21 protein-coding genes are annotated in these 21,964 nt (G+C 61.0%); 8 read left to right on the top strand and 13 right to left on the bottom strand.

The window, feature by feature from the left end; genetic code table 11:
- Positions 1 to 112: 112 nt before the first annotated feature.
- Positions 113 to 889 carry a response regulator transcription factor gene (locus MTP38_RS01830; RefSeq protein ID WP_227621559.1) on the bottom strand — a complete coding sequence of 259 codons (777 nt, stop codon included), beginning with the start codon at positions 887 to 889 and terminating at the stop codon, positions 113 to 115.
- A 3-nt stretch (positions 890 to 892) separates the two neighbouring features.
- Entirely contained in the window at positions 893 to 2,593 is a 1,701-nt protein-coding gene (locus MTP38_RS01825) for a sensor histidine kinase (RefSeq protein ID WP_249234065.1), read from the bottom strand.
- A 181-nt stretch (positions 2,594 to 2,774) separates the two neighbouring features.
- On the opposite strand from MTP38_RS01825, the gene MTP38_RS01820 reads away from it, so the two are divergent.
- Positions 2,775 to 3,716, top strand: a complete 942-nt coding sequence (locus MTP38_RS01820) for a tRNA dihydrouridine synthase (RefSeq protein ID WP_249234064.1) — start codon at positions 2,775 to 2,777, stop codon at positions 3,714 to 3,716.
- A gap of 47 nt (positions 3,717 to 3,763) precedes the next feature.
- On the opposite strand, the gene MTP38_RS01815 is transcribed toward MTP38_RS01820, so the two are convergent.
- A complete protein-coding gene (locus MTP38_RS01815; RefSeq protein ID WP_149794943.1) occupies positions 3,764 to 4,009 on the bottom strand; it encodes an IreB family regulatory phosphoprotein in 246 nt (81 codons plus the stop codon).
- Between the two features lie 150 nt (positions 4,010 to 4,159).
- On the opposite strand from MTP38_RS01815, the gene MTP38_RS01810 reads away from it, so the two are divergent.
- Positions 4,160 to 4,567 carry a holo-ACP synthase gene (locus MTP38_RS01810; protein WP_249234063.1) on the top strand — a complete coding sequence of 136 codons (408 nt, stop codon included), beginning with the start codon at positions 4,160 to 4,162 and terminating at the stop codon, positions 4,565 to 4,567.
- Between the two features lie 137 nt (positions 4,568 to 4,704).
- Positions 4,705 to 5,055: a type II toxin-antitoxin system PemK/MazF family toxin gene (locus MTP38_RS01805; protein ID WP_227621555.1), complete on the top strand. Its 351-nt coding sequence runs from the start codon at positions 4,705 to 4,707 to the stop codon at positions 5,053 to 5,055.
- Between the two features lie 113 nt (positions 5,056 to 5,168).
- Here the strand turns inward: MTP38_RS01805 and MTP38_RS01800 are convergent, their stop codons facing one another.
- The 4 genes from MTP38_RS01800 to MTP38_RS01785 all read right to left on the bottom strand — a co-directional run bounded on the left by MTP38_RS01800 (position 5,169) and on the right by MTP38_RS01785 (position 8,567).
- Positions 5,169 to 5,564: a metal-dependent transcriptional regulator gene (locus MTP38_RS01800; RefSeq protein ID WP_249234062.1), complete on the bottom strand. Its 396-nt coding sequence runs from the start codon at positions 5,562 to 5,564 to the stop codon at positions 5,169 to 5,171.
- Positions 5,565 to 5,717: 153 nt separating this feature from the next.
- Positions 5,718 to 6,275 (bottom strand): Fe-S-containing hydro-lyase, encoded by a 558-nt coding sequence (locus MTP38_RS01795; RefSeq protein WP_227621553.1) that lies wholly within the window; start codon positions 6,273 to 6,275, stop codon positions 5,718 to 5,720.
- 264 nt (positions 6,276 to 6,539) lie between these two features.
- Positions 6,540 to 7,379, bottom strand: a complete 840-nt coding sequence (locus MTP38_RS01790; RefSeq protein WP_249234061.1) for a fumarate hydratase — start codon at positions 7,377 to 7,379, stop codon at positions 6,540 to 6,542.
- A gap of 15 nt (positions 7,380 to 7,394) precedes the next feature.
- On the bottom strand, positions 7,395 to 8,567 hold the full coding sequence (locus tag MTP38_RS01785; RefSeq protein WP_249234060.1) for an NAD(P)-dependent malic enzyme: 1,173 nt from the start codon (positions 8,565 to 8,567) through the stop codon (positions 7,395 to 7,397).
- 221 nt (positions 8,568 to 8,788) lie between these two features.
- Here MTP38_RS01785 and MTP38_RS01780 point away from each other — a divergent pair, with 221 nt between their 5' ends.
- Positions 8,789 to 9,928: a trigger factor gene (locus MTP38_RS01780; RefSeq protein WP_249234059.1), complete on the top strand. Its 1,140-nt coding sequence runs from the start codon at positions 8,789 to 8,791 to the stop codon at positions 9,926 to 9,928.
- Between the two features lie 64 nt (positions 9,929 to 9,992).
- On the opposite strand, the gene MTP38_RS01775 is transcribed toward MTP38_RS01780, so the two are convergent.
- A complete protein-coding gene (locus tag MTP38_RS01775; protein ID WP_249234651.1) occupies positions 9,993 to 10,424 on the bottom strand; it encodes an RrF2 family transcriptional regulator in 432 nt (143 codons plus the stop codon).
- Between the two features lie 277 nt (positions 10,425 to 10,701).
- Between MTP38_RS01775 and cysK the strand changes: the two genes are divergently transcribed.
- The 3 genes from cysK (at position 10,702) to MTP38_RS01760 (ending at position 15,997) form a co-directional block, all read left to right on the top strand.
- Positions 10,702 to 11,634: a cysteine synthase A gene (cysK, locus tag MTP38_RS01770; RefSeq protein WP_249234058.1), complete on the top strand. Its 933-nt coding sequence runs from the start codon at positions 10,702 to 10,704 to the stop codon at positions 11,632 to 11,634.
- A 255-nt stretch (positions 11,635 to 11,889) separates the two neighbouring features.
- Positions 11,890 to 14,502 carry an ATP-dependent chaperone ClpB gene (gene clpB / locus MTP38_RS01765; protein ID WP_249234057.1) on the top strand — a complete coding sequence of 871 codons (2,613 nt, stop codon included), beginning with the start codon at positions 11,890 to 11,892 and terminating at the stop codon, positions 14,500 to 14,502.
- Positions 14,503 to 14,680: 178 nt separating this feature from the next.
- Complete coding sequence (locus MTP38_RS01760; RefSeq protein WP_227621547.1) at positions 14,681 to 15,997, top strand: HlyC/CorC family transporter; 1,317 nt, start codon at positions 14,681 to 14,683, stop codon at positions 15,995 to 15,997.
- Positions 15,998 to 16,065: 68 nt separating this feature from the next.
- On the opposite strand, the gene MTP38_RS01755 is transcribed toward MTP38_RS01760, so the two are convergent.
- The 3 genes from MTP38_RS01755 to MTP38_RS01745 all read right to left on the bottom strand — a co-directional run bounded on the left by MTP38_RS01755 (position 16,066) and on the right by MTP38_RS01745 (position 18,698).
- On the bottom strand, positions 16,066 to 16,968 hold the full coding sequence (locus MTP38_RS01755; protein ID WP_249234056.1) for a DegV family protein: 903 nt from the start codon (positions 16,966 to 16,968) through the stop codon (positions 16,066 to 16,068).
- A 34-nt stretch (positions 16,969 to 17,002) separates the two neighbouring features.
- Positions 17,003 to 18,298, bottom strand: coding sequence for an adenylosuccinate synthase (locus tag MTP38_RS01750; protein WP_227621545.1), 1,296 nt, complete (start codon positions 18,296 to 18,298; stop codon positions 17,003 to 17,005).
- 196 nt (positions 18,299 to 18,494) lie between these two features.
- Positions 18,495 to 18,698 (bottom strand): DUF896 domain-containing protein, encoded by a 204-nt coding sequence (locus MTP38_RS01745; protein WP_249234055.1) that lies wholly within the window; start codon positions 18,696 to 18,698, stop codon positions 18,495 to 18,497.
- A gap of 357 nt (positions 18,699 to 19,055) precedes the next feature.
- On the opposite strand from MTP38_RS01745, the gene MTP38_RS01740 reads away from it, so the two are divergent.
- Positions 19,056 to 19,673, top strand: coding sequence for an epoxyqueuosine reductase QueH (locus MTP38_RS01740; protein ID WP_249234054.1), 618 nt, complete (start codon positions 19,056 to 19,058; stop codon positions 19,671 to 19,673).
- A 42-nt stretch (positions 19,674 to 19,715) separates the two neighbouring features.
- On the opposite strand, the gene MTP38_RS01735 is transcribed toward MTP38_RS01740, so the two are convergent.
- Together MTP38_RS01735 and MTP38_RS01730 are read right to left on the bottom strand one after the other, a co-directional pair.
- Complete coding sequence (locus MTP38_RS01735) at positions 19,716 to 20,846, bottom strand: MFS transporter (RefSeq protein WP_249234053.1); 1,131 nt, start codon at positions 20,844 to 20,846, stop codon at positions 19,716 to 19,718.
- Positions 20,847 to 21,044: 198 nt separating this feature from the next.
- Positions 21,045 to 21,950, bottom strand: a complete 906-nt coding sequence (locus tag MTP38_RS01730; RefSeq protein ID WP_227621757.1) for an RnfABCDGE type electron transport complex subunit B — start codon at positions 21,948 to 21,950, stop codon at positions 21,045 to 21,047.
- Positions 21,951 to 21,964: the final 14 nt, after the last annotated feature.

The raw sequence follows: 21,964 nt of genomic DNA, 5'->3' as shown, positions 1-21,964 counted from the left end.
AAACCTTTCGATAGTCCCATTTTAATGCTTTCAGTACAAAAATAATACTCAATTTGCAGAACAAATAGAAAAAATACCGAACAGGGGCTGTTCGGTATTTTTTCATTTTCTCCTATTTCAGGGTGCTCTGGTACTCCCGCACCGAGCAGCCCATGTATTTTTTGAAGACGTGGCTGAAGTACTTGTACTCGCCGATGCCGCACTCCCATCCGATCTGCGAGATGGGCAGTTCCCCTTTCCGGATGAGTTCAAGAGCGTTCTGGATGCGGCAGCGGTTGAGGTAGTCGATGACCGTCGTGCCAAGCTCTTTCTGGAACTTCTGGTTGATGTACCGCTCCGAGTAGTGGAACTGCTCCTGCAGGTCGGCAAGCGTTATCTTGCTCTGGTAATTCTCCTTCAGATAGGCCACGATGCGCAGCACCAGCGGGTCGGTGACTTTTTCCTCGCTCAGGGGCGGCAGGGCGGTCCGGCTGCGGACGGCCTCCGCCTCATCCTCCCGCTTCTGGAGATACTGGCTGTCCCCCGCGAGGCGGACGGCCTTTTCCAGCGCAGCGCCCATCTCGTCCATGTCGAGGGGCTTGAGCACATAGTCCGACACACCGTTCCGGATGGCCTGCTGGGCATACTCGAACTCCGAGTAGCCCGTCAGGATGATGGCGATGTACTTGTATTCCTCCCGGGTGTCGGCGATCATCTCGAGGCCGCTCTTCACCGGCATGGTGATGTCGGTAATGACGATGTCGGGCCGCAGCTCTGCGATCTTTTCTTCGCCCACTGCCCCGTTCTCGGCCTCCGCCACGACGCTGCACCCATATTCCTCCCACGGCACCGAATAGCGGATGCCCTTGCGGATGATCTCTTCGTCTTCTACCAGCAGAACGCGATACATGGTCTACCTCCCTCCCCGCCGGAGCTTGAGCTTCACCGTGAAGCCCTCGCCCTCGGCGCTGTCAATGGTCAGGCCGCTGTCGCCGCCGTAGCCCAGCCAGATGCGGCGGTTGATGTTTTGCAGGCCGTTGTGTTCAATGTTCACTTCCTCTGAGCGCAGGATGCCCCGCAGCTGTTCCAGCGTCGCTGCGTCCACCCCGCCGCCGTTGTCTTCTACCGTGAAATAGAGCGCGTCCTCCTCCAGCCAGCCCCGCGTCCTGACGTGGATGCGGGGCTTCTTCTGGAAGCCGTATTTGATGCTGTTTTCCAGCAGGGGCTGCAAGAGCAGCTTCGGGATGATGAACTCCATGCAGGCGTCGTCGATGTCCATCTCGTAGGAGAAGTTCGCACCGAAGCGGGTGGACTGGATGACGAGATAGTCCTGCAGATACTTCAGGTCCTCCCGGACGGTGACGTTATGCTTGGTGTTGTTGATGCTGTAGCGCAGGATGCCGATGAACCGCCCGATGAGCTGCTGGGCGCGCTGGGGGTCCGCCGGGATGAGATAGCGGATGTTGTCCAGTGTGTTATAGATAAAGTGGGGGTTGATCTGGGCCTGCAGGTTCTGCATCTCCATCCGGCTGTTCACCTCGACGAGGTCCATGTTCCGCTGGCTCAGCTCCTGAATGCTGCGCACCATCTTGTTGACCTGATGGGCGATCTCTTCGATCTCGTCGCCGGTGTCGATCTCAATGATATGGTCGGGGTCTTCCTTCCGGATGAACCGGATCTCCTGCACGAGGGTGTCCACCGACTTCACCATCTGCTCGGTCATGACGTGCATGATGCGGACGAACATCGCCGACCAGCTCAGGCCCAGCATCAAGATCAGGAACAGCCCCACCAGAAGATAATCGTAGTTCGGGGGCGAGTAAATGAAGGAATAGGCCAGCACCGTGCCGTTTTCCAGCGAGCGGCTGCTGCGCAGATAGCGGCTCCCATCCACCTTCACATACCGCGCCGCGTCGGCGGGGCGGTACTTGTTGGCGTTCTTCTGGGAGAGGAAGGAGGCGTTCGAGCAGGCGATGACATCGCCGTTGGGCTTGGTGAGGATGGCGTCGTACTGGTATCGGCTGAACAGCTTCGTCCAGTCGTTCTCGTTCAGATAGACCGCCGCCGCACCCTGATATTCGCCGTCCCGGTAGAGGGGGTGTATCATGACGTATTCCGAGCTGTTGGCCCGGAAGTGGTAGACCGTGGTATAGACGGCCCGCATGAGGTGGCAGGCGTTTTCCTCCGCGATGCGGTTGAACTCCTGCCGGTGCAGGTTCATCTCCCCCTCTGAGAAGGTCGTGAACCGCACCTCTCCCTTGGAGTCGGTCAGGATGAGCTGGAGCTCCACAAGGGCCGAGACGTTGTACTGGCTGATGAGATAGCGCAGATTGTCCTGATCCTTCCGCCGGTCGGAGAGGAACAGCTCGGTGTGGTCTGTGTCCAGCAGGAACGCCGCCGTGTCGTTGTACACCTCATTGAAGGTGGCAGCGACGCCCGCGAGATGGTCTTCCCGCCGGGCGTTCTGGTTCAGGGTGTTCACGGCGGCGATGGCCACGAGGAACAGAAGGCACCCCAGAAGCAGGCTCGTGACCAGCCTGCGGGAAACGCTCCGCTCCAGTTCCCGCCGGAAGCGGCTCTTTTTGTAGGTGCGGTCGGGGGAATGATAGTCCATGCTTCAGCGCTCCTGCCTTTATTTTTTCGGGGCTTCGGCAAACTTTGCCATGCTTCGATTATAATGCCTCCTGACGGATGCGTCAACCGGGCCGCAGTGTTTTCGCTCCCGGGTATAGCGCACCGCCCCGCAGTATGGTATACTCGGAAGCAGACTGGACGATAAAAAGGAGAACGATCCGATGCAATACTACACCGCCCCCATGGAGGGGCTGACGGACCGCATCTGGCGGCAGGCACATCAGCGCTGGTTCGGCGCACCGGGCGCACCCGCCCGTTATTACGCGCCCTTCCTCTCTCCGCCCGAGAACCGGGTGCTCATCAAGAAGAAGATGGCCGAGCTTGACCCTGCGGCGAACCCCGGCGCGCCCGTCATCCCCCAGCTCCTCGCCAAGGACGGCGCACTGGCCGCATGGATGGTCACAGAGCTGCGCAGGCTGGGCTACACGGAGGTGAACCTCAACTTCGGCTGTCCCTCCGGCACTGTGACCGCCAAGGGCAAGGGTGCCGGGATGCTGCGGGACCCCGCAAAGCTCGAGGCCTTTCTGGACGAATTCTTTTCCCGGACGGAGGGGCCTGTCTCGGTCAAGACCCGGCTGGGCGTCACCCGTCCCGAGGAGTTCGACGCCATCCTCGACATCTATAACCGCTACCCCATCTGTGAGCTGACCATCCACCCCCGGGTCATGCGCCAGCTCTACCGGGGCGAGGCCGACCGCGCCGCCTTTGCAGCCTGTCTGCCCCGCTGCCGGATGCCCGTCTGCTACAACGGCGACATCACCACCCCGGCCCAGCTGGCCGCGCTGGAGGCAGAGCATCCGTCCCTCTCCGGCATCATGGTGGGCCGGGGCCTCATCGCCGACCCGGCCCTGCTGCGGCAGGCCGTGGGCGGTGCCCCTGCCAGCAAAGAAGAGCTTCGCGGCTACCTCGACGAGCTGTATCACGGCTACACCGCGCTGTTCGGCGCGTCCAGCTGCGCCGTCAGCCGGATGAAGGCCCACTGGCACTACCTCATCTATCGGTTCGAGGGGTCGGAGGCGCTGGAAAAGCAGCTGCGCAAGGCCCGGGAGGGCTGGGAGTATGAGGTGGTCGTGAACCAAATCTTCACTCTTCCTCTGAAATAAAAAAGCCTGCCGTCCCATAGGACAGCAGGCCAGAAGGCGAAGGAACCTCAGACGTTCAGATAGCTGCGCAGCATGGCCTGCAGCAGATCGTCACGGTCTACTTTGCGGATAAGGGAACGCGCTCCTTTGTAAGTCGTGATATAGGTAGGATCTTCGGACAGGATATAGCCCACCAGCTGATTGACGGGGTTATAGCCTTTTTCCTTGAGTGCGTCGTACACCTGCTGCACGACTTCATGGATCTCGATGTCCTTCTGATCGTGGATGGAAAAAATGGCAGTAGCGTCGCCCACGAAATACACCCCCTTAAATAACTATGATTCATTGTACACGACTTGCGGCAAAACTTCAAGTTTCCCCGGCGAGATTTGCACATTTTGCTTAAATTTTTTCGATTTTATCATGCAAATCAGCAAAGCTGTTTTTGCAGAAAGAGGCATATTATGATCTATGGCATCGGCTGCGACCTCTGCAGCACCGCCCGGATGGCAAAGAGCCTCGGCGGTGCCCACGGCCCTGCTTTTGCGGCCAGAGTCTTCGGCCCGTCCGAGCGGGAGGCTCTGGGCCTTACAGGGGGCATCCCGGACCCACTCAGCGCCCACAGATCCGCCAGCGCGGCGGCGGATTTTGCCGCAAAGGAAGCCTTCCTCAAGGCGGCGGGCACCGGCCTTGCAGGGCCTTTCGCCCTCTGCGAGATCGAGGCCGTCCGGCTGGAAAGCGGCGCTCCGGAATACCGCTTTTCGGGCGGCAGCGCACGGTGGATGGCCGCGCACGGCCTGCGGGCCAGTCTCTCCCTGAGCCACGACGGCGGCATGGCGCTGGCGTTCTGCATTCTGGAAACGGAAACCTGAATCTTCCTCCCGCATACAATGAGAGCAAGCTGTCCCCGCGTGCATAGCCTGCCCCCTGCCTGCCCATAATAAGGCCAGCAGAGGACGGCACCGCGCACCACATAGCGGGCCTCCCAGTATGCAAGGAGGGAGTTTTCATGGAGGTACACAGAGGAGAAGTTTTTTACGCCGACCTTTCGCCGGTGGTCGGCTCGGAGCAGGGCGGCGTCCGCCCGGTGCTCATCGTCCAAAATGAGATCGGCAACCGGCACAGCCCCACGGTCATCGCAGCCGCCATTACATCCCGGCTGGACAAAGCCCGGCTTCCCACCCACATCAACATCCGGGCCGCCGACACGGGCCTCGCCAAGGACAGCGTCGTCCTGCTCGAGCAGATCCGCACGCTGGACAAACACCGCCTGCGGGAGCGGGCCGGGCAGATCACCGCCGAGGACCAGCGCCGGGTGGATCAGGCGCTGGATGTGAGCCTCGGCCTCAGCTCCTATTGAGAAGCCGTTTTGATCGGCACTATTTTTGAAAATTGCGATAAGACAGACAGCCGCCTCCACGCACTTGTGGAGGCGGCTGTCTGCTTTTTTATTGGAGATTCAAATTGAATGGATCACTCGGACTTCTGGACGCTGCCCTCTGCGTCGTGGAGCAGGGCATATTCCCGGATCTTTCCCAGCGTCTGCTCGCTCAGGATATGCTCTGCCTTGCAGGCATCCTCGGCGGCGACCTCTTCGTCCACGCCCAGCTGCACGAAGAAATGGGTCAGCAGGCGGTGGCGGCTGTAGATGCGCTCTGCGATCTCGCGGCCCGGCTCCAGAAGGGTCAGGTTGCCCTCGCCGTCCACCGCAATGTAGCCGTTTTCCCGCAGCTTTTTCATCGCAATGCTGACGCTGGCCTTGGTATAGCCCAGCTCGTTGACCACGTCGATGGAGCGCACGCGGCCCATCCGCTGGGTCAGCATAAGGATAGTCTCAAGATAATCTTCTGCGGATTGGTGGATCTGCATGGTTTTGTCGGCCTCCTGCCTCGTAAAATTCCCTGTCCGGGGCACACAGGCGTTCCGGTCTGGTTTGTTATAGGATACCACATTCCGTATCGTGTTGCAAGCCATTCGCAGAAAGTTTGTCAAACCAAACCAATTCCACCCTGCGCAATTTCGTCATTTTACCGTCTCGAGATAGGCCGCCGGGCCGGCCTCGTAGAGGTCGCCGCCGTGGGCGTCGAGGATGACCGTCAGCGGCATTTTTTCCACGGTCAGGCGGCGGACGGCCTCGCAGCCGAGGTCGGGCCATGCGATGACCTCCAGCGTCTGGACGCTCTGGGCCATCAGCGCACCGGCGCCGCCCAGCGCGGCCAGATAGACCGCACCGTTGCGGACGACGGCCTCTTTGACTGCCGCGTCCCGCTTGCCCTTGCCGATCATGATCTTATTGCCGAGGTCCAGCAGGCGGGGACTCATGGCGTCCATCCGTCCGCTGGTGGTCGGCCCGGCCGAGCCGATGACCTCGCCGGGGCGCTCCGGCGTCGGGCCGACGTAGTAGATGGCACTGCCCTCCAAGTCGAAGGGGAGCTTTTCGCCCCGGTCCAGCGCTTCCAGCATCCGCTTGTGGGCCTGATCGCGGGCGGTGTACACCACACCGGACAGCAGCACCGTGTCTCCCGCCTTCAGGGGCGCGAGGTCTGCCGCCGTGCAGGGCGTGTTCAGTTCGTATTGCATCTTGTATTCTCCTTTAGCGTCCTTGCCCTCTCAGGCCGCTTCGCGTCCAGCTCTCCCAGAGGGAGAGCCTTTCGCCTACCGGCAAGCTCCAAGCCTCTCCCTTTGGGAGCAACAGTTCTGACCGCCGCCAGTGGCGGAAACAGGGAAGAGCTGTTGGGGCCGCGGCCAGCAAGACGCAAGTACTTTTCAAAGTACGAAGCGAATGCTGGGTGCCGCAACCCGGGCCGTGGCATTGCGAAGCAATGACGGAGAGGGCTAGCCCTCTTATAACACCGCAGATGCCCGCCGGGTGACATGGCAGGACACATTGACCGCCACGGGCAGACCCGCCACATGGGTAGGCATCTGCTCGATAGCAAGGCCGAGGCAGGTGGTCTTTCCACCGAAGCCCTGCGGCCCGATGCCCAGAGCATTGATGGCCGTCAGCAGCTCCCCCTCGAGGGCGGCGTAGTAGGGGTCCGGGTTCGGAACATCCAGCGGGCGGAGAAGGGCCTTTTTGGCAAGATACGCCACCTTATCAAAGCTGCCGCCCACGCCGATGCCCAGCACGATGGGCGGGCAGGGGTTCGAGCCAGCCAGCCTGACCGTCTCCACCACAAACTTCTTGAAGCCCTCCACGCCGTCGGCGGGCTTGAGCATCCGGATGCGGCTCATGTTCTCGCTGCCGAAGCCCTTCGGCGCCACGGTGATGGTGCAGCCGTCGCCGTCCACCAGATGCACCGTGATGGCGGCGGGGGTGTTGTCGCCGGTGTTGCCCCGGCGCAGCGGGTCGGCCACGATGCTCTTGCGCAGGTAGCCGTCGGTGTAGCCCCGCCGCACGCCCTCATGGATGGCAGCTTCAAAACTGCCCTCGATGTGGACCTCCGTGCCCAGCTCCACAAACACGCAGGCCATGCCGGTGTCCTGACAGATGGGCAGAGCTTCTTCCCTCGCCGCTGCAAGGTTCGACCAGAGCAGGTCGAGGGTATTTTTTGCCAGCGGCCACGGTTCCTCGGCCCGGGCCTTGTCCAGCGCCTCCTGCACGTCCCGGGGCAGGCGGGTGTTGGCCTCGATGCAGAGGCGGGCCACAGTGTCCGTGATTTGCTGTGCTGTGATCGTCCTCATGGAAACGCCCTCCGCTTACAGCCGGGCCACGCCGCTCTCGCGGGCAGCCTTTGCCACGGCAGATGCCACCGCCTCGGCCACCCGGGGGTCGAATGCGCCGGGGATGATGTTCTCCTCGCTGCGGTCCTCGTCGGTGATGAGGTCAGCGATGGCGTAGGCAGCGGCCAGCTTCATCGTATCGTTGATGTCCCGGGCACGGACGCTCAGCGCGCCCTTGAACAGGCCCGGGAAACAGAGGACGTTGTTGACCTGATTGGGGAAGTCGCTGCGGCCGGTGGCCATGACGCGGACGCCGCCTGCCTTGGCCTCGTCGGGCATGATCTCGGGGGTGGGGTTGGCCATGGCAAAGACGATGGCGTCCTTGTTCATGGTCTGGCACAGCTCGGTGGTCAGGATGCCGGGCTTGGACACGCCGATAAAGACATCTGCGCCCGCAAGAGCCTCCTTCAGGCCGCCCTTGATCTGGCGGGGGTTGGTCACTTCACCCAGCCAGTTCTTGTGGGCCTCGGCGCTGTTGCAGCCCTTGTACAGAGTGCCGAACTGGTCCACGGCGATGATGTCTCTGGCACCGGCGGTCATCAGCATCTTGATGATGGCCGTACCGGCCGCGCCGGGGCCGTTCAGGACGATGTGGACGTCCTCCATCTTCTTGCCCACCACACGCAGAGCGTTGATGAGGGCAGCGGTGACGACGATGGCCGTGCCATGCTGGTCGTCGTGGAAGACGGGGATATCCAGCTCCCGCTCCAGCGTCTCCTCGATCTCGAAGCACTCGGGGCTTTTGATGTCCTCAAGGTTGATGCCGCCGAAGGTGGGGGCGATGGCCTTGCAGGCCGCGATGACGCTGGCTGCATCGTGGGCGTCGATGCAGATGGGGAAGGCGTCCACGCCGCCAAACTCCTTGAAGAGCACAGCCTTGCCCTCCATGACCGGCAGACCGGCCTCGGGGCCGATGTCGCCCAGCCCCAGCACAGCCGTGCCATTGGAGACGACGGCCACCATATTGCCCTTGAAGGTGTACTTGTAGACGTCCTCGGGGTCTGCCTTGATGCGGCGGCAAGGCTCGGCCACGCCGGGGGTGTAGGCGGTGGACAGGTCATCCCGGGTCTTGACCTCTACCTTGCTCACGATGCCCACCTTGCCGTGGTGGCTCTCGTGCATTTCCAGAGCTGCTTTGTTGAAATCCATTGGCTTTTTCCTCCTTATTAACCCCATTGTATCAGAACCCCTCCCCCATTTCCACCGGTTTTCCGCCTTTTTCCCCTCTCCGGCCCCAAAAGTCCGACAAAGGACGGGCAGAGTGTGGAAATTTTGCAAAAAACTTTTCTTTTTCATTTTTAGCCTTTATAATAGAGTTTGTTTTTCGAATCACCGGCAAAATACCGGTCTACCAACAGGAGGGAATTCTTTTGAAACGTATCTTCACCAAGGCGCTCTGCCTTGTCTGCGTCGGCGCTCTGGCGCTGAGCCTCGCGGCCTGCGGCGGCAAGGCCGACAGCGCCGCGTCCAGCACGGCGTCTTCTTCCACGCTCGGCAGCGCGGCCGACTACGATTACCAGAACTTCAACTACAGCGACGGTCTGGACGAAAAGGGCTACTGGGAGGGCATCCGGGCACTGGACTATGTGACCCTGCCCGAGGACTTTGCGTCCGTCGCCGTCAAGCGTTCGGACGTCGAGCCCACCAGCGAGGAGGTCGAGAAGCAGATCAGCGATCTTCTGAGTCGGTATTCCTCCACCAACCACGTCACCGACCGCGCCGCCGCCGACGGCGACACCGTCAACATCAACTACACCGGCTCGGTGGACGGTGTGGCGTTCACTGGCGGCAGCGCAGAGAACTATGACCTGACGCTGGGCAGCAACACCTTCATCGACGGCTTCGAAGAACAGATCGTCGGCCACAAGCCCGGCGAGACCTTCGACGTCAACGTCACCTTCCCCGACGGCTACAGCGACTCCACCGACGCCAGCGGGAATACTGTGAAACTCAGCGGCCAGAAAGCCGTCTTTACCGTGACGCTCAACTACATCAGCGAGAGCGTCCTGCCCGAGCTGACCGACGCATGGGTGGCCAGCAACTTCGGCTCCTCCAATAACCTCTACACCGCAGAGGCCCTCCGCGCCTACTATCAGGAGCAGCTCTACACCTCGAACCTGAACACCGCCGTCATGGACGACCTGATGGCCAACTCCACCTTCAAGTCCATCCCCCAGCAGGTGATGGATTATCAGGTCAACCAGTGCCTCAACTATTACAGCACGCTGGCGGGCTACTACGGCTATGACCTCGACGGCCTTGTTCAGAATCTGCTGGGCTACGAGAGCACCGACGATATGCTGGCCCACCTCGAGAGCAGTCTGGAAAACTACTCCAAGGAAGCTTTGCTCTATCAGGCCGTGGCTGAGTCTCTGGACATCACCCCCACGCAGGAGCAGCTGGACGCCTACTCCGATTATAAGGACACCTACGGCTCGAACTACTGCACGATGGTAGCCCTGATGGACGCCGTCACCGACACGCTGACCAGCGGCGCGGTCGTGTCCTGAAAAAAACGCATCTGATCGCACGAAAAAACTCCCTGCCGACGGCGGGGAGTTTTTTTGCCCAGATTCAGATGACGTAGTCGTTGCCCGCCTCTTCCGGCGAGGCAAGGTCGGCGATGGTGATGTGGCTGAAGTAGTCCTCGATGAGGTCATCAAGGCCCTTCCACATATCATACGTACGGCAGCTGCTCATCCGGCGGCAGGGAGCCGCACCCTGTGCAAGGCAGCTCACCGGTGCGAGGCTCCCCTCGGTAAGGGTCAGCACCTCGCCGACGGTATACTGGTCGGGGTCACGGGTCAGGCGGTAGCCGCCGCCCTTACCCCGCAGGCCCTCGAGGAAGCCGTTCTGCACCAGCACCTTGAGGATGTTTTCGAGGTATTTTTCGGAGATTTCCTGCCGGGCGGCGACCTCCTTCAGGGGGACATATTTCTCCGTCCGATGCTCGGCCAGATCTATCATCACACGCAGCGCATAGCGCCCCTTGGTGGAAACGATCATAGACATTCCTTTCTCTTCTTTCCTGTTTTGGTCTTGCAGCGCCGCCGGGCGGGCTGCGGGACCTGTTCCGAATAAGTTTTAACCTATTATACAACAGGGTTTATAACTTTTCAATCGGAAATTTTCGATTTTCCATTGACAAGTGCCCCAAAGGAGGCTATAATACAGCCAAACCCACAAACCACATTGGTTTAACGGGAATAAAGGGGACATCAAGACGACACCGGCCCGGCCGGTGCAGCCGGGCGCATCGCCCGCAATAGAGAGGTTTACTATTATGAGCAAGATCTATACTTCCGCAGACCAGCTGATCGGCCACACCCCGCTGCTGGAACTGACCCGCATCGAGAAGGACGAAAACCTTTCCGCCAAGCTGCTGGCAAAGCTGGAATACTTCAACCCCGCCGGTTCCGTCAAGGACCGCATCGCCAAAGCCATGATCGATGACGCCGAGGCCTCCGGCAAGCTGAAGCCCGGCTCCGTCATCATCGAGCCGACCTCCGGCAACACCGGCATCGGTCTGGCCGCTGTGGCTGCCGCCAAGGGCTACCGCATCATCATCGTGATGCCCGAGACCATGAGCGTCGAGCGCCGCCAGCTGATGAAGGCCTACGGCGCAGAGCTGGTGCTCAGCGAGGGTGCAAAGGGCATGAAGGGTGCCATCGCCAAGGCCGATGAGTTGGCAAAAGAGATCCCCAACTCCTTCATCCCCGGCCAGTTCGTCAACCCGGCCAACCCCAAGGCCCACATCGCCACCACCGGCCCTGAGATCTGGGACGACACGGACGGCAAGGTGGACATCTTCGTGGCCGGCGTCGGCACCGGCGGCACTGTGACCGGCGTGGGCCAGTACCTCAAGAGCAAGACCCCCGGCGTCAAGGTCGTGGCCGTCGAGCCTGCCTCCTCCCCCGTCCTGAGCAAGGGCACCGCCGGTGCACATAAAATTCAGGGCATCGGTGCCGGCTTTGTGCCCGACGTGCTGGACACCAAGGTCTACGACGAGATCATCGCCGTGGAAAACGAGGACGCCTTTGCTGTGGGCCGTCTCATCGGCCACAAGGAGGGCGTGCTGGTGGGCATCTCCTCCGGCGCTGCCGTCTGGGCTGCCATCCAGCTGGCAAAGCGCCCCGAGAACGCCGGTAAGAACATCGTCGTCCTTCTGCCCGACACCGGCGACCGCTATCTGTCCACCCCGCTGTTTGCTGAATAAGCTTCTCATTCCTTCCGCCCCTGCCGTGGTCTTCCGCCCGACAGGGGCTTTTTGTCTGCGCCGCCGAAACGATATGGTGTGATTTTTTACAAGTTTGCAAACTTTTTGTGAATCCATGCCGCCGCTTGGATTTCCCTATTGACATTGTGGATTGTTTGGAGTATATTTTTAGCAGTCGATGAGCAAGAGTGCTAAAGCAACATTCCGACCCACCGCCTGAATCTCAACTTCCGGTATGAATGGAGGCTTGACTTTATGAATACCAATCAATATACCCAGAAGACCCTTGAGGCTCTGCAGGCCGCACAGCAGCTGGCTGTGGAGTATCAGCACAACGCACTGGAGCCGGAGCATCTGCTCCACGCTCTGGCCACGCAGGAGCAGGGCCTGATCCCTCAGCTGCTCCAGAAATTGAACGTAGACGCAGGCAGCTTCTCCGCCGCTGTGGCCGAAAAGCTCTCTGCGATGCCCCGGGTGTCCGGCTCTGGCCGCGACCCCGACAAGGTCTATATCTCGCAGGCCACCGATAAGGTGCTGAGCGCTGCCGCCCGCGAAGCCAAGGCCATGAAGGACGACTATGTAAGCGTCGAGCACGTCTTCCTCGCTTTGCTGGACGAGCAGACCCAGAACACCTCTGAGCTGTTCCGTGCCTTCAGCATTACAAAGGATAAGTTCTTACAGCAGCTCACTGCCGTCCGCGGCAACCAGCGCGTGACCAACGATAACCCCGAGGACACCTACAATGCCCTCCAGAAATACGGTCAGGATCTGGTCGATCTGGCCCGCAAGCAGAAGCTGGACCCCGTCATCGGCCGCGATCAGGAGATCCGGAACGTCATCCGCATCCTGTCCCGTAAGACCAAAAACAACCCCTGCCTCATCGGTGAGCCGGGCGTCGGCAAGACGGCCATCGCCGAGGGTCTGGCCCAGCGTATCGTCCGGGGCGACGTGCCCGAGAACCTGAAGGACCGCATCGTGTTCAGCTTGGACATGGGCGCTCTGGTGGCCGGTGCAAAGTACCGCGGCGAGTTCGAGGAGCGCCTGAAGAGCGTCCTGAACGAGGTAAAGAAGAGCGAGGGCAAGATCATCCTCTTCATTGATGAGCTGCACACCATCGTCGGCGCAGGCAAGACCGACGGTGCGATGGACGCCGGCAACCTGCTGAAGCCCATGCTGGCCCGCGGCGAGCTGCACTGCATCGGCGCCACTACGCTGGATGAGTACCGCCAGTATATCGAGAAAGACCCCGCCCTCGAGCGCCGCTTCCAGCCGGTACAGGTGGACGAACCCACCGTCGAGGACACCATCTCCATCCTGCGCGGCCTGAAAGAGCGGTATGAGGTCTTCCACGGCGTGAAGATCAGCGACAACGCCCTCATCGCCGCCGCGACCCTCTCCGACCGCTATATCACCGACCGCTTCCTCCCCGATAAGGCCATCGACCTTGTGGATGAGGCCTGCGCTATGATAAAGACCGAGATGGACAGTATGCCCAGCGAGATGGACGACCTCGCCCACCGCATCACCCAGCTGCAGATCGAGCAGGTCAGCCTGAAAAAGGAGACCGACGCTCTGAGCCAGAGCCGTCTGAAGGACCTCGAAAAAGAGCTGGCCGAGCTGCAGGATAAGTTCCGCAGCATGAAGGCAAAGTGGGAGAACGAGAAGAACGCCATCGGCAAGGTGCAGTCTCTGCGCGAGCAGATCGAGCAGACCAATGCCGCCATCGAGAAGGCCCAGCGCGAATACGACCTGAACAAGGCCGCCGAGCTGAAATACGGCAAGCTGCCCCAGCTGCAAAAAGAGCTGGAAGAAGAGGAGAAGGTCGCCGCCGCCAAGAAGGAAGACAGCCTGCTGCGCGACCGCGTGACCGACGAAGAGATCGCCCGCATCGTGGCCCGCTGGACCGGCATCCCCGTGGAGAAGCTGGTGGAGGGCGAGCGCGAGAAGCTGCTGCATCTGGACGATGTGCTCCATAAGAGGGTCATCGGCCAAGATGAGGCCGTCACCAAGGTGAGCGAGGCCATCCTGCGCAGCCGCGCCGGCATCGCCAACCCCAACCGCCCCATCGGCAGCTTCCTCTTCCTCGGCCCCACCGGCGTCGGCAAGACCGAGCTGGCAAAAGCTCTGGCACAGGCCCTGTTCGACGATGAGCGGAACATGGTGCGGATCGACATGACCGAGTATATGGAGAAGTTCAGCGTCAGCCGCCTCATCGGCGCGCCTCCGGGATATGTCGGTTATGAAGAGGGCGGCCAGTTGACCGAGGCCGTCCGCCGCAAACCCTACAGCGTCGTGCTGTTCGATGAGGTGGAAAAAGCTCACCCCGATGTCTTCAACATCCTGCTGCAGGTTCTGGACGATGGCCGCATCACCGACAGTCAGGGCCGGACGGTGGACTTCAAGAACACTGTCATTATCCTGACCTCGAACCTCGGCAGCGACATCATCCTGAACGACCTTGAGCAGCGCCGCGCCGAAGGCTCCAACGAACTGAGCGCGGACGCCCGCAAGCAGATCGACCTGCTGCTGAAGTCGAAGTTCCGCCCCGAGTTCCTGAACCGTCTGGACGAGATCGTCTACTACAAGAGCCTGACGAAGGACGAGACCCGCAAGATCGTGGACCTGCAGCTGGAAGACCTGCGCCACCGGATGGACGAGGGCAAGCACCTCAAGCTGGACGTCACCACCGCCGCCAAGGACTTCATCATTGATTCGTCCTACGATAGCGTCTACGGCGCACGCCCCATCAAGCGGTTCATCCAGAGCCGTGTGGAGACCCTTATCGCCAAGGCCATCATTCAGGGCAGCTACCCCGAGGGTGCGACCCTGACCGTGGATTACGACGGCACCAGCCTCGTGCTCCGCTAAAAAACCGCAAACTTTTTACCTGTTTTATCTCTCCTCCTGACCGGAACGCTTGCACCGGCGGGTGGAATATGATATTATAGGCGTTGAACAAAGTGCTTTTCATCGTCGAAGGCAACGGTGGAAAGCACTTTTTGGTTAATATATTATTATAAGAAAGTAGAGTTGATTATCCTTTATTATGGACGATGGCAGTATAACGCTCTTGGTGGCGCTTGTGATCCTGATCGCGTTTTCCGCGTTCTTCTCCGCCTCTGAGACCGCATTTTCTTCCCTGAACCAGATACGCCTGAAAAGCCGCGCCGAGGAGGGCGACACCTCCGCCGCCCGGGTTCTGGCGATGGCCGAGAAGTACGACAAGCTTCTCTCCTCCATCCTTATCGGCAACAACATCGTGAACATCGCCGCCGCTTCCATCGGCACGGTCCTCTTTACCAAGTGGCTGGGTGAGGAGCGGGGTGCCACCGCCTCCACCATCGTGCTGACGATCGTTGTCCTCATCTTCGGCGAAGTGACCCCCAAGACCCTCGCCAAGGAGATGCCTGAGACCATCGCCACCGCCGTCTCCCCGGTGCTGAACCTGCTCCTGACCCTCTTCACCCCCCTGACATGGCTGTTCAGCCAGTGGAAAAAGCTGCTGGGCCACTTCGTCCACAGCAGCGAGAGCGACACCATCACCGAGGGTGAGCTGATCACCATGGTGAGCGAGGCCGAGAGCGACGGCGAACTGACCGACCGCGAAAGCCAGCTCATCCGCAGCGCCATTGAGTTCGATGACGTGGAGGTGGAAGAGATCCTGACCCCCCGTGTGGACGTGGTGGCCGTGGAGGACAATATTTCGCTGGAGCAGCTCGCCCAGACCTTCGCGGAGTCCGGTTACTCCCGCCTGCCTGTCTACCATGACACCATCGACAACATCATCGGCGTCGTGCACGAGAAGGACTTCTATCTGGCCCGGCTGAAAAAAACCGCCACACTGGAGGACCTCATCGCCCCCACCCTCTACACCACCGGCTCGACCCAGATCTCCCAGCTGCTGCGCACCCTGCGGGAGCAGCACCACCACATGGCCGTCGTCGTGGACGAATACGGCGGCACCGAGGGCATCATCACCCTCGAGGACATTCTGGAGGAGCTGGTCGGCGAGATCTGGGATGAACACGATGAGGCCACCGAGGACTTCCGCCAGCAGTCGGACGGCAGCTGGCTGGTGTCCGGCTCGGCCAGCGTAGACGACCTCTACGAGACGCTGGGCCTGCCCGAGGACGAGGACATCGACTCCAACACCGTCAACGGCCTCGTGCAGGAGAAGACCTGCCATCTGCCCAAGGTGGGCGACCACTTCACGCTGGGCGGCTACGAGGGCGTCGTGACCCGCACGGCCCGCCGCCGCGTCACCGAAGTCCGGCTGAGCCTCACCCCGGCGCAGGACGAGGACAAGGATAAGGACAAAGACAAGCGTTTCTCCCGCCTGCCTCAGCGCACCGAGAGCCGATAACTTCATCCGAACATACAAAAAGCTCCTCTCCCATCGTCGGGAGAGGAGCTTTTCCTGTTTTCTGCGCTTTACTGCTGCTTTTTCCAGCGGCGCATGACGCCCATGCCCAGCGCGTAGGGGCCGGTGTGCACTGCGATGGTGCAGCCGATCTGAAGCAGGCCCACCTCGCACGCAGCGGCAGGGTACTTGGCCCGCAGGGCGGCACGGGTCTGGAGCCAGAGCCGCTTGCCCTCTTCCTCGTCGTAGCCGTAGCCCACAATGAGGCGGTAGTCGTCCGGCGTGCCGCCGTTGGCATCCAGATAGTTCATCAGCTGCTCGAGGGCCTTCTCGAAGCTCTTCTGGCGTCCCCGGGCCACGCCGCCCGAGAAGATCTCGCCGTCCTTGAAGAGGATCATGGGCTTGATGCCCAGAAGGTTCGCCGCCCGGCCGGACACCTTGCCGATGCGTCCGCCCTTGATGAGGTAGTCAAGGTTGCCCACCGTAAAGAAGATGTTGTTGGTGGCCTTTTCCGCCTCCAGCCACGTCACCGCCTCGTCCAGCGTGCAGCCTGCGTCCCGGATGGCCACCGCATTCTCCACCATCGTGGCCTCGGTGACGGTAGCCGCCGCCGAGTCGAGCACCTCGATCTTCGCGTCGGGATAGTCCTCGAGCACCAGCTCCCGGGCGTTGCGGGCACTGCCCACGCAGCCGCTCATCTTGCCGGTGAAGCAGAGGCAGAGGGTGGGCCGTCCGAGTTCTGCCTGACGGCGGAACGCCTCCTCGAAATCCTCGATGGAAGCAAGGCTGGTCTTGGGGTAGGCCGAGGGGTTGTCCACCATGAACTGGTAGAAATCCCGCACAGCGATCTCCTTGCCCTCCTTGCGGTAGTGCTCACCGTCCAGCGAAACATAGAACGGCACGACCTCTACACCCATCTTCTGGGCCATTTCCGGCGTCAGGTCGCAGGCGCTGTCGGTGATGATGTCAAACATAAGCGGCGGTCCCTCTTTTCGGCAAATTCAAGGCTCAGACGACGTGGTGGATGTATGCCTCACGCTCTGCGCCCACAGAGATATAGGTGATCTTGCAGCCCACGGCCTTTTCCAGATACTCGACGTAGTCCCGGGCCTCTTTGGGCAGATCCTCCCACTTGCGGGCAGCGGTGATGTCGCAGTGCCAGCCGGGCAGATACTCGACCACCGGCTGTGCGGTGTCCAGAGCCTCGCCCATGGGGAAGCGGGTGGTGGTAGTGCCGTCGGTCAGCTTATAGGCCGTGACCATGGGGATCTTCTCCATGTAGTCCAGCACATCCAGCAGGGTCAGCGCGACCTCGTCGCAGCCCTGGCAGAAGACACCGTAGCGGCTTGCCACCAGATCGATGGGGCCGACGCGGCGGGGACGACCGGTGGCGGCGCCGTACTCGTGGCCAGCCTCACGCAGGTCATGCTTCTCTTCCTCGGTCATGGCCAGCTCGGCGGCGAAGGGGCCGTCGCCGACGCAGGAGGAGTAAGCCTTCATGACGCCGATGGAGTTGGTCAGCTTGTGGCCCGGGATGCCTGCGCCGATGGGGGCGTAAGCACCGATGACGTTGGAGGAGGTGGTGTAGGGGTAGATGCCGAAGTCGATGTCGCGCAGAGCGCCCAGCTGGGCCTCGAACAGCACCTTCTTGCCCGCAGCGTCGGCGTCGGCCAGATACTGGCCCACATCGCAGATGTAGTCCTTGAAGATGGCGGCGTACTTCTCCAGCCATGCCCACATCTCGTCCACGCTGATGGGGGCGGCGTTGTAGCTGCCCTCCATGACGAGGTTCTTGGAGTCCACCATGGTGACGAGGCGCTTGTGGACGGAGTCATCCAGATGGAGCAGGTCGCCCATGCGGAGGGTCTTCTTCATGTACTTGTCACCGTAAGCGTAGGCGATGCCCCGCTTGGTGGAGCCGAACTGTGCGCCGGTCTTGGACAGACGGGCCTCTTCCAGACCGTCCTGCTCCACATGATAGGGCATGGTGATGGTGGCGCGGTCGGAGATCTTCAGGTTGGCGGGGGTGATGGAGATGCCCTGCTCGCGCAGCTTGTTGATCTCACCGTCCAGATGGTGGGGGTCGATGACCATACCGTTGCCCATCACGCAGACAACATCGGGACGGAGGATGCCGGAGGGCAGCAGGTTCAGCACGAACTTGCCACGCTCGTTCTTCACGGTATGACCAGCGTTGTTGCCGCCCTGATAGCGCGCAACAATATCATACTCCTGGCTGATCAGATCGACCATGCGGCCCTTGCCCTCGTCGCCCCAGTTGATACCCGTAATTGCAGTAAGCATAATAAATGACCTCTTTATTGTTTTTCAAAAGACAGCCTTTTCCGTGCACCTTGCCCGGGATACGCCACCTTGGGAAACTTGTTTTCTGCCGTGCAGCTCCTCGCCGAAGCCCACAACAGCTCAAGTATAAGTATAGCACGCTTTTGCCCACAAAAAAAGAGGAAAAAGCGGTTTTGTACGACTTTTTCCTCCCCGTTCAGTTCTTTTTGCTCACCTTGTGGATGGTGCCGTCCGGCTCTTTGATGGAGGTGCGCTCCAACTGAGCGCGGAGGCTGGACTTCATCTCCTCGATATACTCCTTGCGCAGCGCCTGCTGCTCGGTTTTTTCGGCCTCGGTCAGGCCGACGGTCTTGCTCTTGTGTGCCAGCTCGTTGATGCGGGCGATCTTTTCTTTGGTCATCGAAGTTTGCCTCCGTTTGTGATATAATGTTAGCAGCCCTCTCAGTCAAAGCCTGTCGGCTTTGCCAGCTCCCCCAAAGGGGGAGCCGCTGGCGTGCCGGTCAGGTCTTTGCTGGACGAGGGAAGTTTTCTCGTTTCCGAGGCAGTAGTGCCCTGCTGTCTTGATTCACAGCAGCTTAACAAGGGGCGCTCCTGTCCAGAAGCAGCTGCCCTCGCAAGCAAGGCCCGGCATTTTGCGCCACTGTACGCTTTCAGCGTCCAGCAACAAGGTCGCCCGGCTTGCCAATGGCTCTCCCTTTGGGAGAGCTGGCGCGAAGCGCCTGAGAGGGCTATTTTAGTATAGCAAAGGACTTTTCTTATGTCAAACCAACTCAATTTTTCACAGCAGATGGACGAAGTGTTGAAAACTCTGGGTACTTCCCGTCCCCGGCTGCTGCTGCACGCCTGCTGTGGGCCCTGCTCCAGCGCCGTGCTGGAGCGGCTGTGCCAGTATTTCGACATCACCGTCCTCTACTACAACCCCAACACATGGCCCGCCGCCGAGTATCACCGCCGGGGCGAGGAGCTGGAGCGTTTCGTCGCCGCTGCCCATCCGCTGGGGGTGACGGTGGTGGAGGACCGGTACGACCCGCAGGAGTTCTACTCCGCCGTGGCAGGCCTTGAGAATGAGCCGGAGCGGGGCGGACGCTGCACCGTCTGCTACCGGCTGCGGATGCGCCGCGCTGCCCAGTATGCCGCCGAGCACGGCTTCGACTGGTTCACCACCACCCTCTCCATCAGCCCCCATAAGGACGCCAAGCGCATCAACGCCATCGGGCAGGAGCTGGAACAGGAGTTCGGCGTCCGGCACCTTCCCTCCGACTTCAAGAAGCAGAACGGCTATCTGCGCTCCCTGCAGCTGTCGGAGGAATACGGTCTCTACCGGCAGGATTACTGCGGCTGCGAGTTCAGTGCAAAGGCCCGCGGCATCGAATGACCAGAAGGGCCGCTGCGTGCGCAGCGGCCCTTCTGGTCTTCTTTATTCTTCCGGCAGCCGTGCCACGAGGATGGCAAAGAGGACCAGACCCACGCAGGGGATGATGTTGGTCATCATACCGGCGGCAAGGCCCGCACCCTCGGCCACCATGCCGATGACCCACGGCATCAGGATGGCACCGCTGGCCGCCACCGGCAGCATGATGCCCATACTGGTCACGCTGGTCATCCGGCCCGCGCTGGCCACGGCGGTGGGGTTCATGCCCGCCATCGCAAAGGCGAAGGCGAACAGCAGCGCGATGGCCGCCCCCTGACTGCGGGCCTGCACCAGCAGGATGTAGAAGATGGTGCAGCTCACGCCCATGACCACCATGGCCTTGCGGGGCTGCTTGAAGGGAAAGACGAAGGCGATGAGCAGGCGGGCCACGAGGGTCGCGCCCCACATGACGGTGACGGTATAGGCCGCCAGTGCACCCGCGATGATGCCGCTGCCCTTAAAGTAAGTGACCATCCAGCCGGTGACGCTCTGCTCGGCGGCGTTCTGGCAGAACAGCAGGCCGGTCAGCAGCCAGAAGCGAGTGGACTTGAGGAAGCCCCAGTCGGTGACTTCCTTCCTGCCTGCGCCTTTCCCGGCAAAGGGAGTGCCCATATACACCAGCCAGAGCAGCAGGCCCAGCACCGCCAGCACCAGCACCGCAAAGGAGCCGCTCACCCTGCCCGCCGCCGCGATGAAGAAGGGGCAGAGCAGTGCGCCGCAGGCGTAGCAGCTGTGCATCAGGTTCATGCTCCGGGTGCGGTCGGCCGAATGATCGCTGACGAGGATGGTGCAGGTGTTGATGACGCTGCCCTTGGCGATGCCCACGAGGAAGAACCCCAGCGCCAGCACAGCCACCGCACCGCTGAGGCCCATCATGGCGTAGCCCACCGCGTAGCCGATGGTCAGCAGCAGGATGCTGGGCTTCATCCCCAGCCTGCCGGGCAGCATCGCAATGAGAAAGCCCGCCAGCAGGTTGCCGATGCTCATAAGGGACAGCAGCGTGCCGGTCATACCGTAGGCAAAGCCGTACTGCTCCTGCAATAGACTGACCACCACGCCGCTGGAGATGGCACAGATGCCGCTGAAAAAGAAGGTGATGAAGCCCACGTTCCGCAGGCGGGTGTTCTTTTGTTCCATATGGTTCCTCTTTCCTGTTTTCCTTTTCCGTCCGCACTCACCATAAGCGCGTTGTATCCTGTTTTATTATAGCGCGTTGCGCGTTTTATGCAACCGGAGTTTCCGCAAAAGGCTCTCCCAGAGGGAGAGCCTTTTGCGCTCTCTCCATACACAAAAAGAGGGCCGGACAAAACGTCCGGCCCTCTCTGAGGTCAGTGCTTATTCCGCCTTGGTCTCGGGCTTTGCCTCAGCCTCCGGCTTTGCAGCCGGTGCGGCGGGCTTTGCTGCTGCGGGGGCAGCAGGCTTCACCACGGGCTTCGGGGGATACGGATCGTCCTTCAGCGGGAAGAGGATGATCTTCTTCGGGCACTTCTGGGCGCACATACCGCAGCCCTTGCACTTGTCGTAGTCCACACGGGCCACGCCGTCCACGACATGGATGGCGTCGAACTTACAGGTGCGCTCGCACATACCGCAAGCGATGCAGCTGGTGGTGCAGAGCTTGTTGGCGACAGCGCCCTTGTCCTGATTGGAGCACATAACGACCGGCTTGCGCGGGCCGCCTGCGTCGATCATGATGACCTTCTTGGGGCAGATGTTGGCGCAGGCACCGCAGCCGGTGCACTTGTCCTTGTCCACCTTGGCCACGCCGTCCACAATGTGGATGGCGTCAAACTTACAGACCTTGGTGCAGTCGCCCAAACCGATGCAGGCGAAGGAGCAGGTCTTGGGGCCGCCGTACAGGGTAGCCGCAGCGGCACAGGTCTGGATGCCCTTGTAGTCATACGCGGGCTTGCAGTGCTCGGAGCTGCCCTGACACTGGACCACGGCCTTCTTCTCCACAGCGCTTGCCTCACCGCCCATGATCTTGGCGATAGCGGCGGCAGCCTTGGGGCCGCCGGGGGCGCACTTGTCGCAGGGCACGCCGTCCATGACGACGGCCTTTGCGTAGTCGGCACAGCCTGCGTAGCCGCAGCCGCCGCAGTTTGCGCCGGCCAGACAGCTGGCGACTTCTTCGATGCGGGGGTCTTCCTCAACTGCCATGAACTTGGCAGCGGCGACCAGAATGATTGCGCCGACAGCACCGACGATGGTGCAGAGGATAACAGCAGATGCGATATTCATAAATCCTGTTCCTC

The organism is Faecalibacterium sp. I3-3-89, assembly GCF_023347275.1.
Lineage (GTDB): Bacteria > Bacillota > Clostridia > Oscillospirales > Ruminococcaceae > Faecalibacterium > Faecalibacterium butyricigenerans.
Note: the sequence above shows the minus strand (reverse complement) of the source record. Positions and strands in the feature narration are given on the sequence as shown.

What these genes read in the sequence shown, in the direction of transcription:
- MTP38_RS01830 (WP_227621559.1), bottom strand. Translation starts at nt 889, where the DNA reads ATGTATCGCGTTCTGCTGGTAGAAGACGAAGAGATCATCCGCAAGGGC.
- MTP38_RS01825 (WP_249234065.1), bottom strand. Translation starts at nt 2,593, where the DNA reads ATGGACTATCATTCCCCCGACCGCACCTACAAAAAGAGCCGCTTCCGG.
- MTP38_RS01820 (WP_249234064.1), top strand. Translation starts at nt 2,775, where the DNA reads ATGCAATACTACACCGCCCCCATGGAGGGGCTGACGGACCGCATCTGG.
- MTP38_RS01810 (WP_249234063.1), top strand. Translation starts at nt 4,160, where the DNA reads ATGATCTATGGCATCGGCTGCGACCTCTGCAGCACCGCCCGGATGGCA.
- MTP38_RS01805 (WP_227621555.1), top strand. Translation starts at nt 4,705, where the DNA reads ATGGAGGTACACAGAGGAGAAGTTTTTTACGCCGACCTTTCGCCGGTG.
- MTP38_RS01800 (WP_249234062.1), bottom strand. Translation starts at nt 5,564, where the DNA reads ATGCAGATCCACCAATCCGCAGAAGATTATCTTGAGACTATCCTTATG.
- MTP38_RS01795 (WP_227621553.1), bottom strand. Translation starts at nt 6,275, where the DNA reads ATGCAATACGAACTGAACACGCCCTGCACGGCGGCAGACCTCGCGCCC.
- MTP38_RS01790 (WP_249234061.1), bottom strand. Translation starts at nt 7,379, where the DNA reads ATGAGGACGATCACAGCACAGCAAATCACGGACACTGTGGCCCGCCTC.
- MTP38_RS01785 (WP_249234060.1), bottom strand. Translation starts at nt 8,567, where the DNA reads ATGGATTTCAACAAAGCAGCTCTGGAAATGCACGAGAGCCACCACGGC.
- MTP38_RS01775 (WP_249234651.1), bottom strand. Translation starts at nt 10,424, where the DNA reads ATGATCGTTTCCACCAAGGGGCGCTATGCGCTGCGTGTGATGATAGAT.
- cysK (WP_249234058.1), top strand. Translation starts at nt 10,702, where the DNA reads ATGAGCAAGATCTATACTTCCGCAGACCAGCTGATCGGCCACACCCCG.
- clpB (WP_249234057.1), top strand. Translation starts at nt 11,890, where the DNA reads ATGAATACCAATCAATATACCCAGAAGACCCTTGAGGCTCTGCAGGCC.
- MTP38_RS01760 (WP_227621547.1), top strand. Translation starts at nt 14,681, where the DNA reads ATGGACGATGGCAGTATAACGCTCTTGGTGGCGCTTGTGATCCTGATC.
- MTP38_RS01755 (WP_249234056.1), bottom strand. Translation starts at nt 16,968, where the DNA reads ATGTTTGACATCATCACCGACAGCGCCTGCGACCTGACGCCGGAAATG.
- MTP38_RS01750 (WP_227621545.1), bottom strand. Translation starts at nt 18,298, where the DNA reads ATGCTTACTGCAATTACGGGTATCAACTGGGGCGACGAGGGCAAGGGC.
- MTP38_RS01745 (WP_249234055.1), bottom strand. Translation starts at nt 18,698, where the DNA reads ATGACCAAAGAAAAGATCGCCCGCATCAACGAGCTGGCACACAAGAGC.
- MTP38_RS01740 (WP_249234054.1), top strand. Translation starts at nt 19,056, where the DNA reads ATGTCAAACCAACTCAATTTTTCACAGCAGATGGACGAAGTGTTGAAA.
- MTP38_RS01735 (WP_249234053.1), bottom strand. Translation starts at nt 20,846, where the DNA reads ATGGAACAAAAGAACACCCGCCTGCGGAACGTGGGCTTCATCACCTTC.
- MTP38_RS01730 (WP_227621757.1), bottom strand. Translation starts at nt 21,950, where the DNA reads ATGAATATCGCATCTGCTGTTATCCTCTGCACCATCGTCGGTGCTGTC.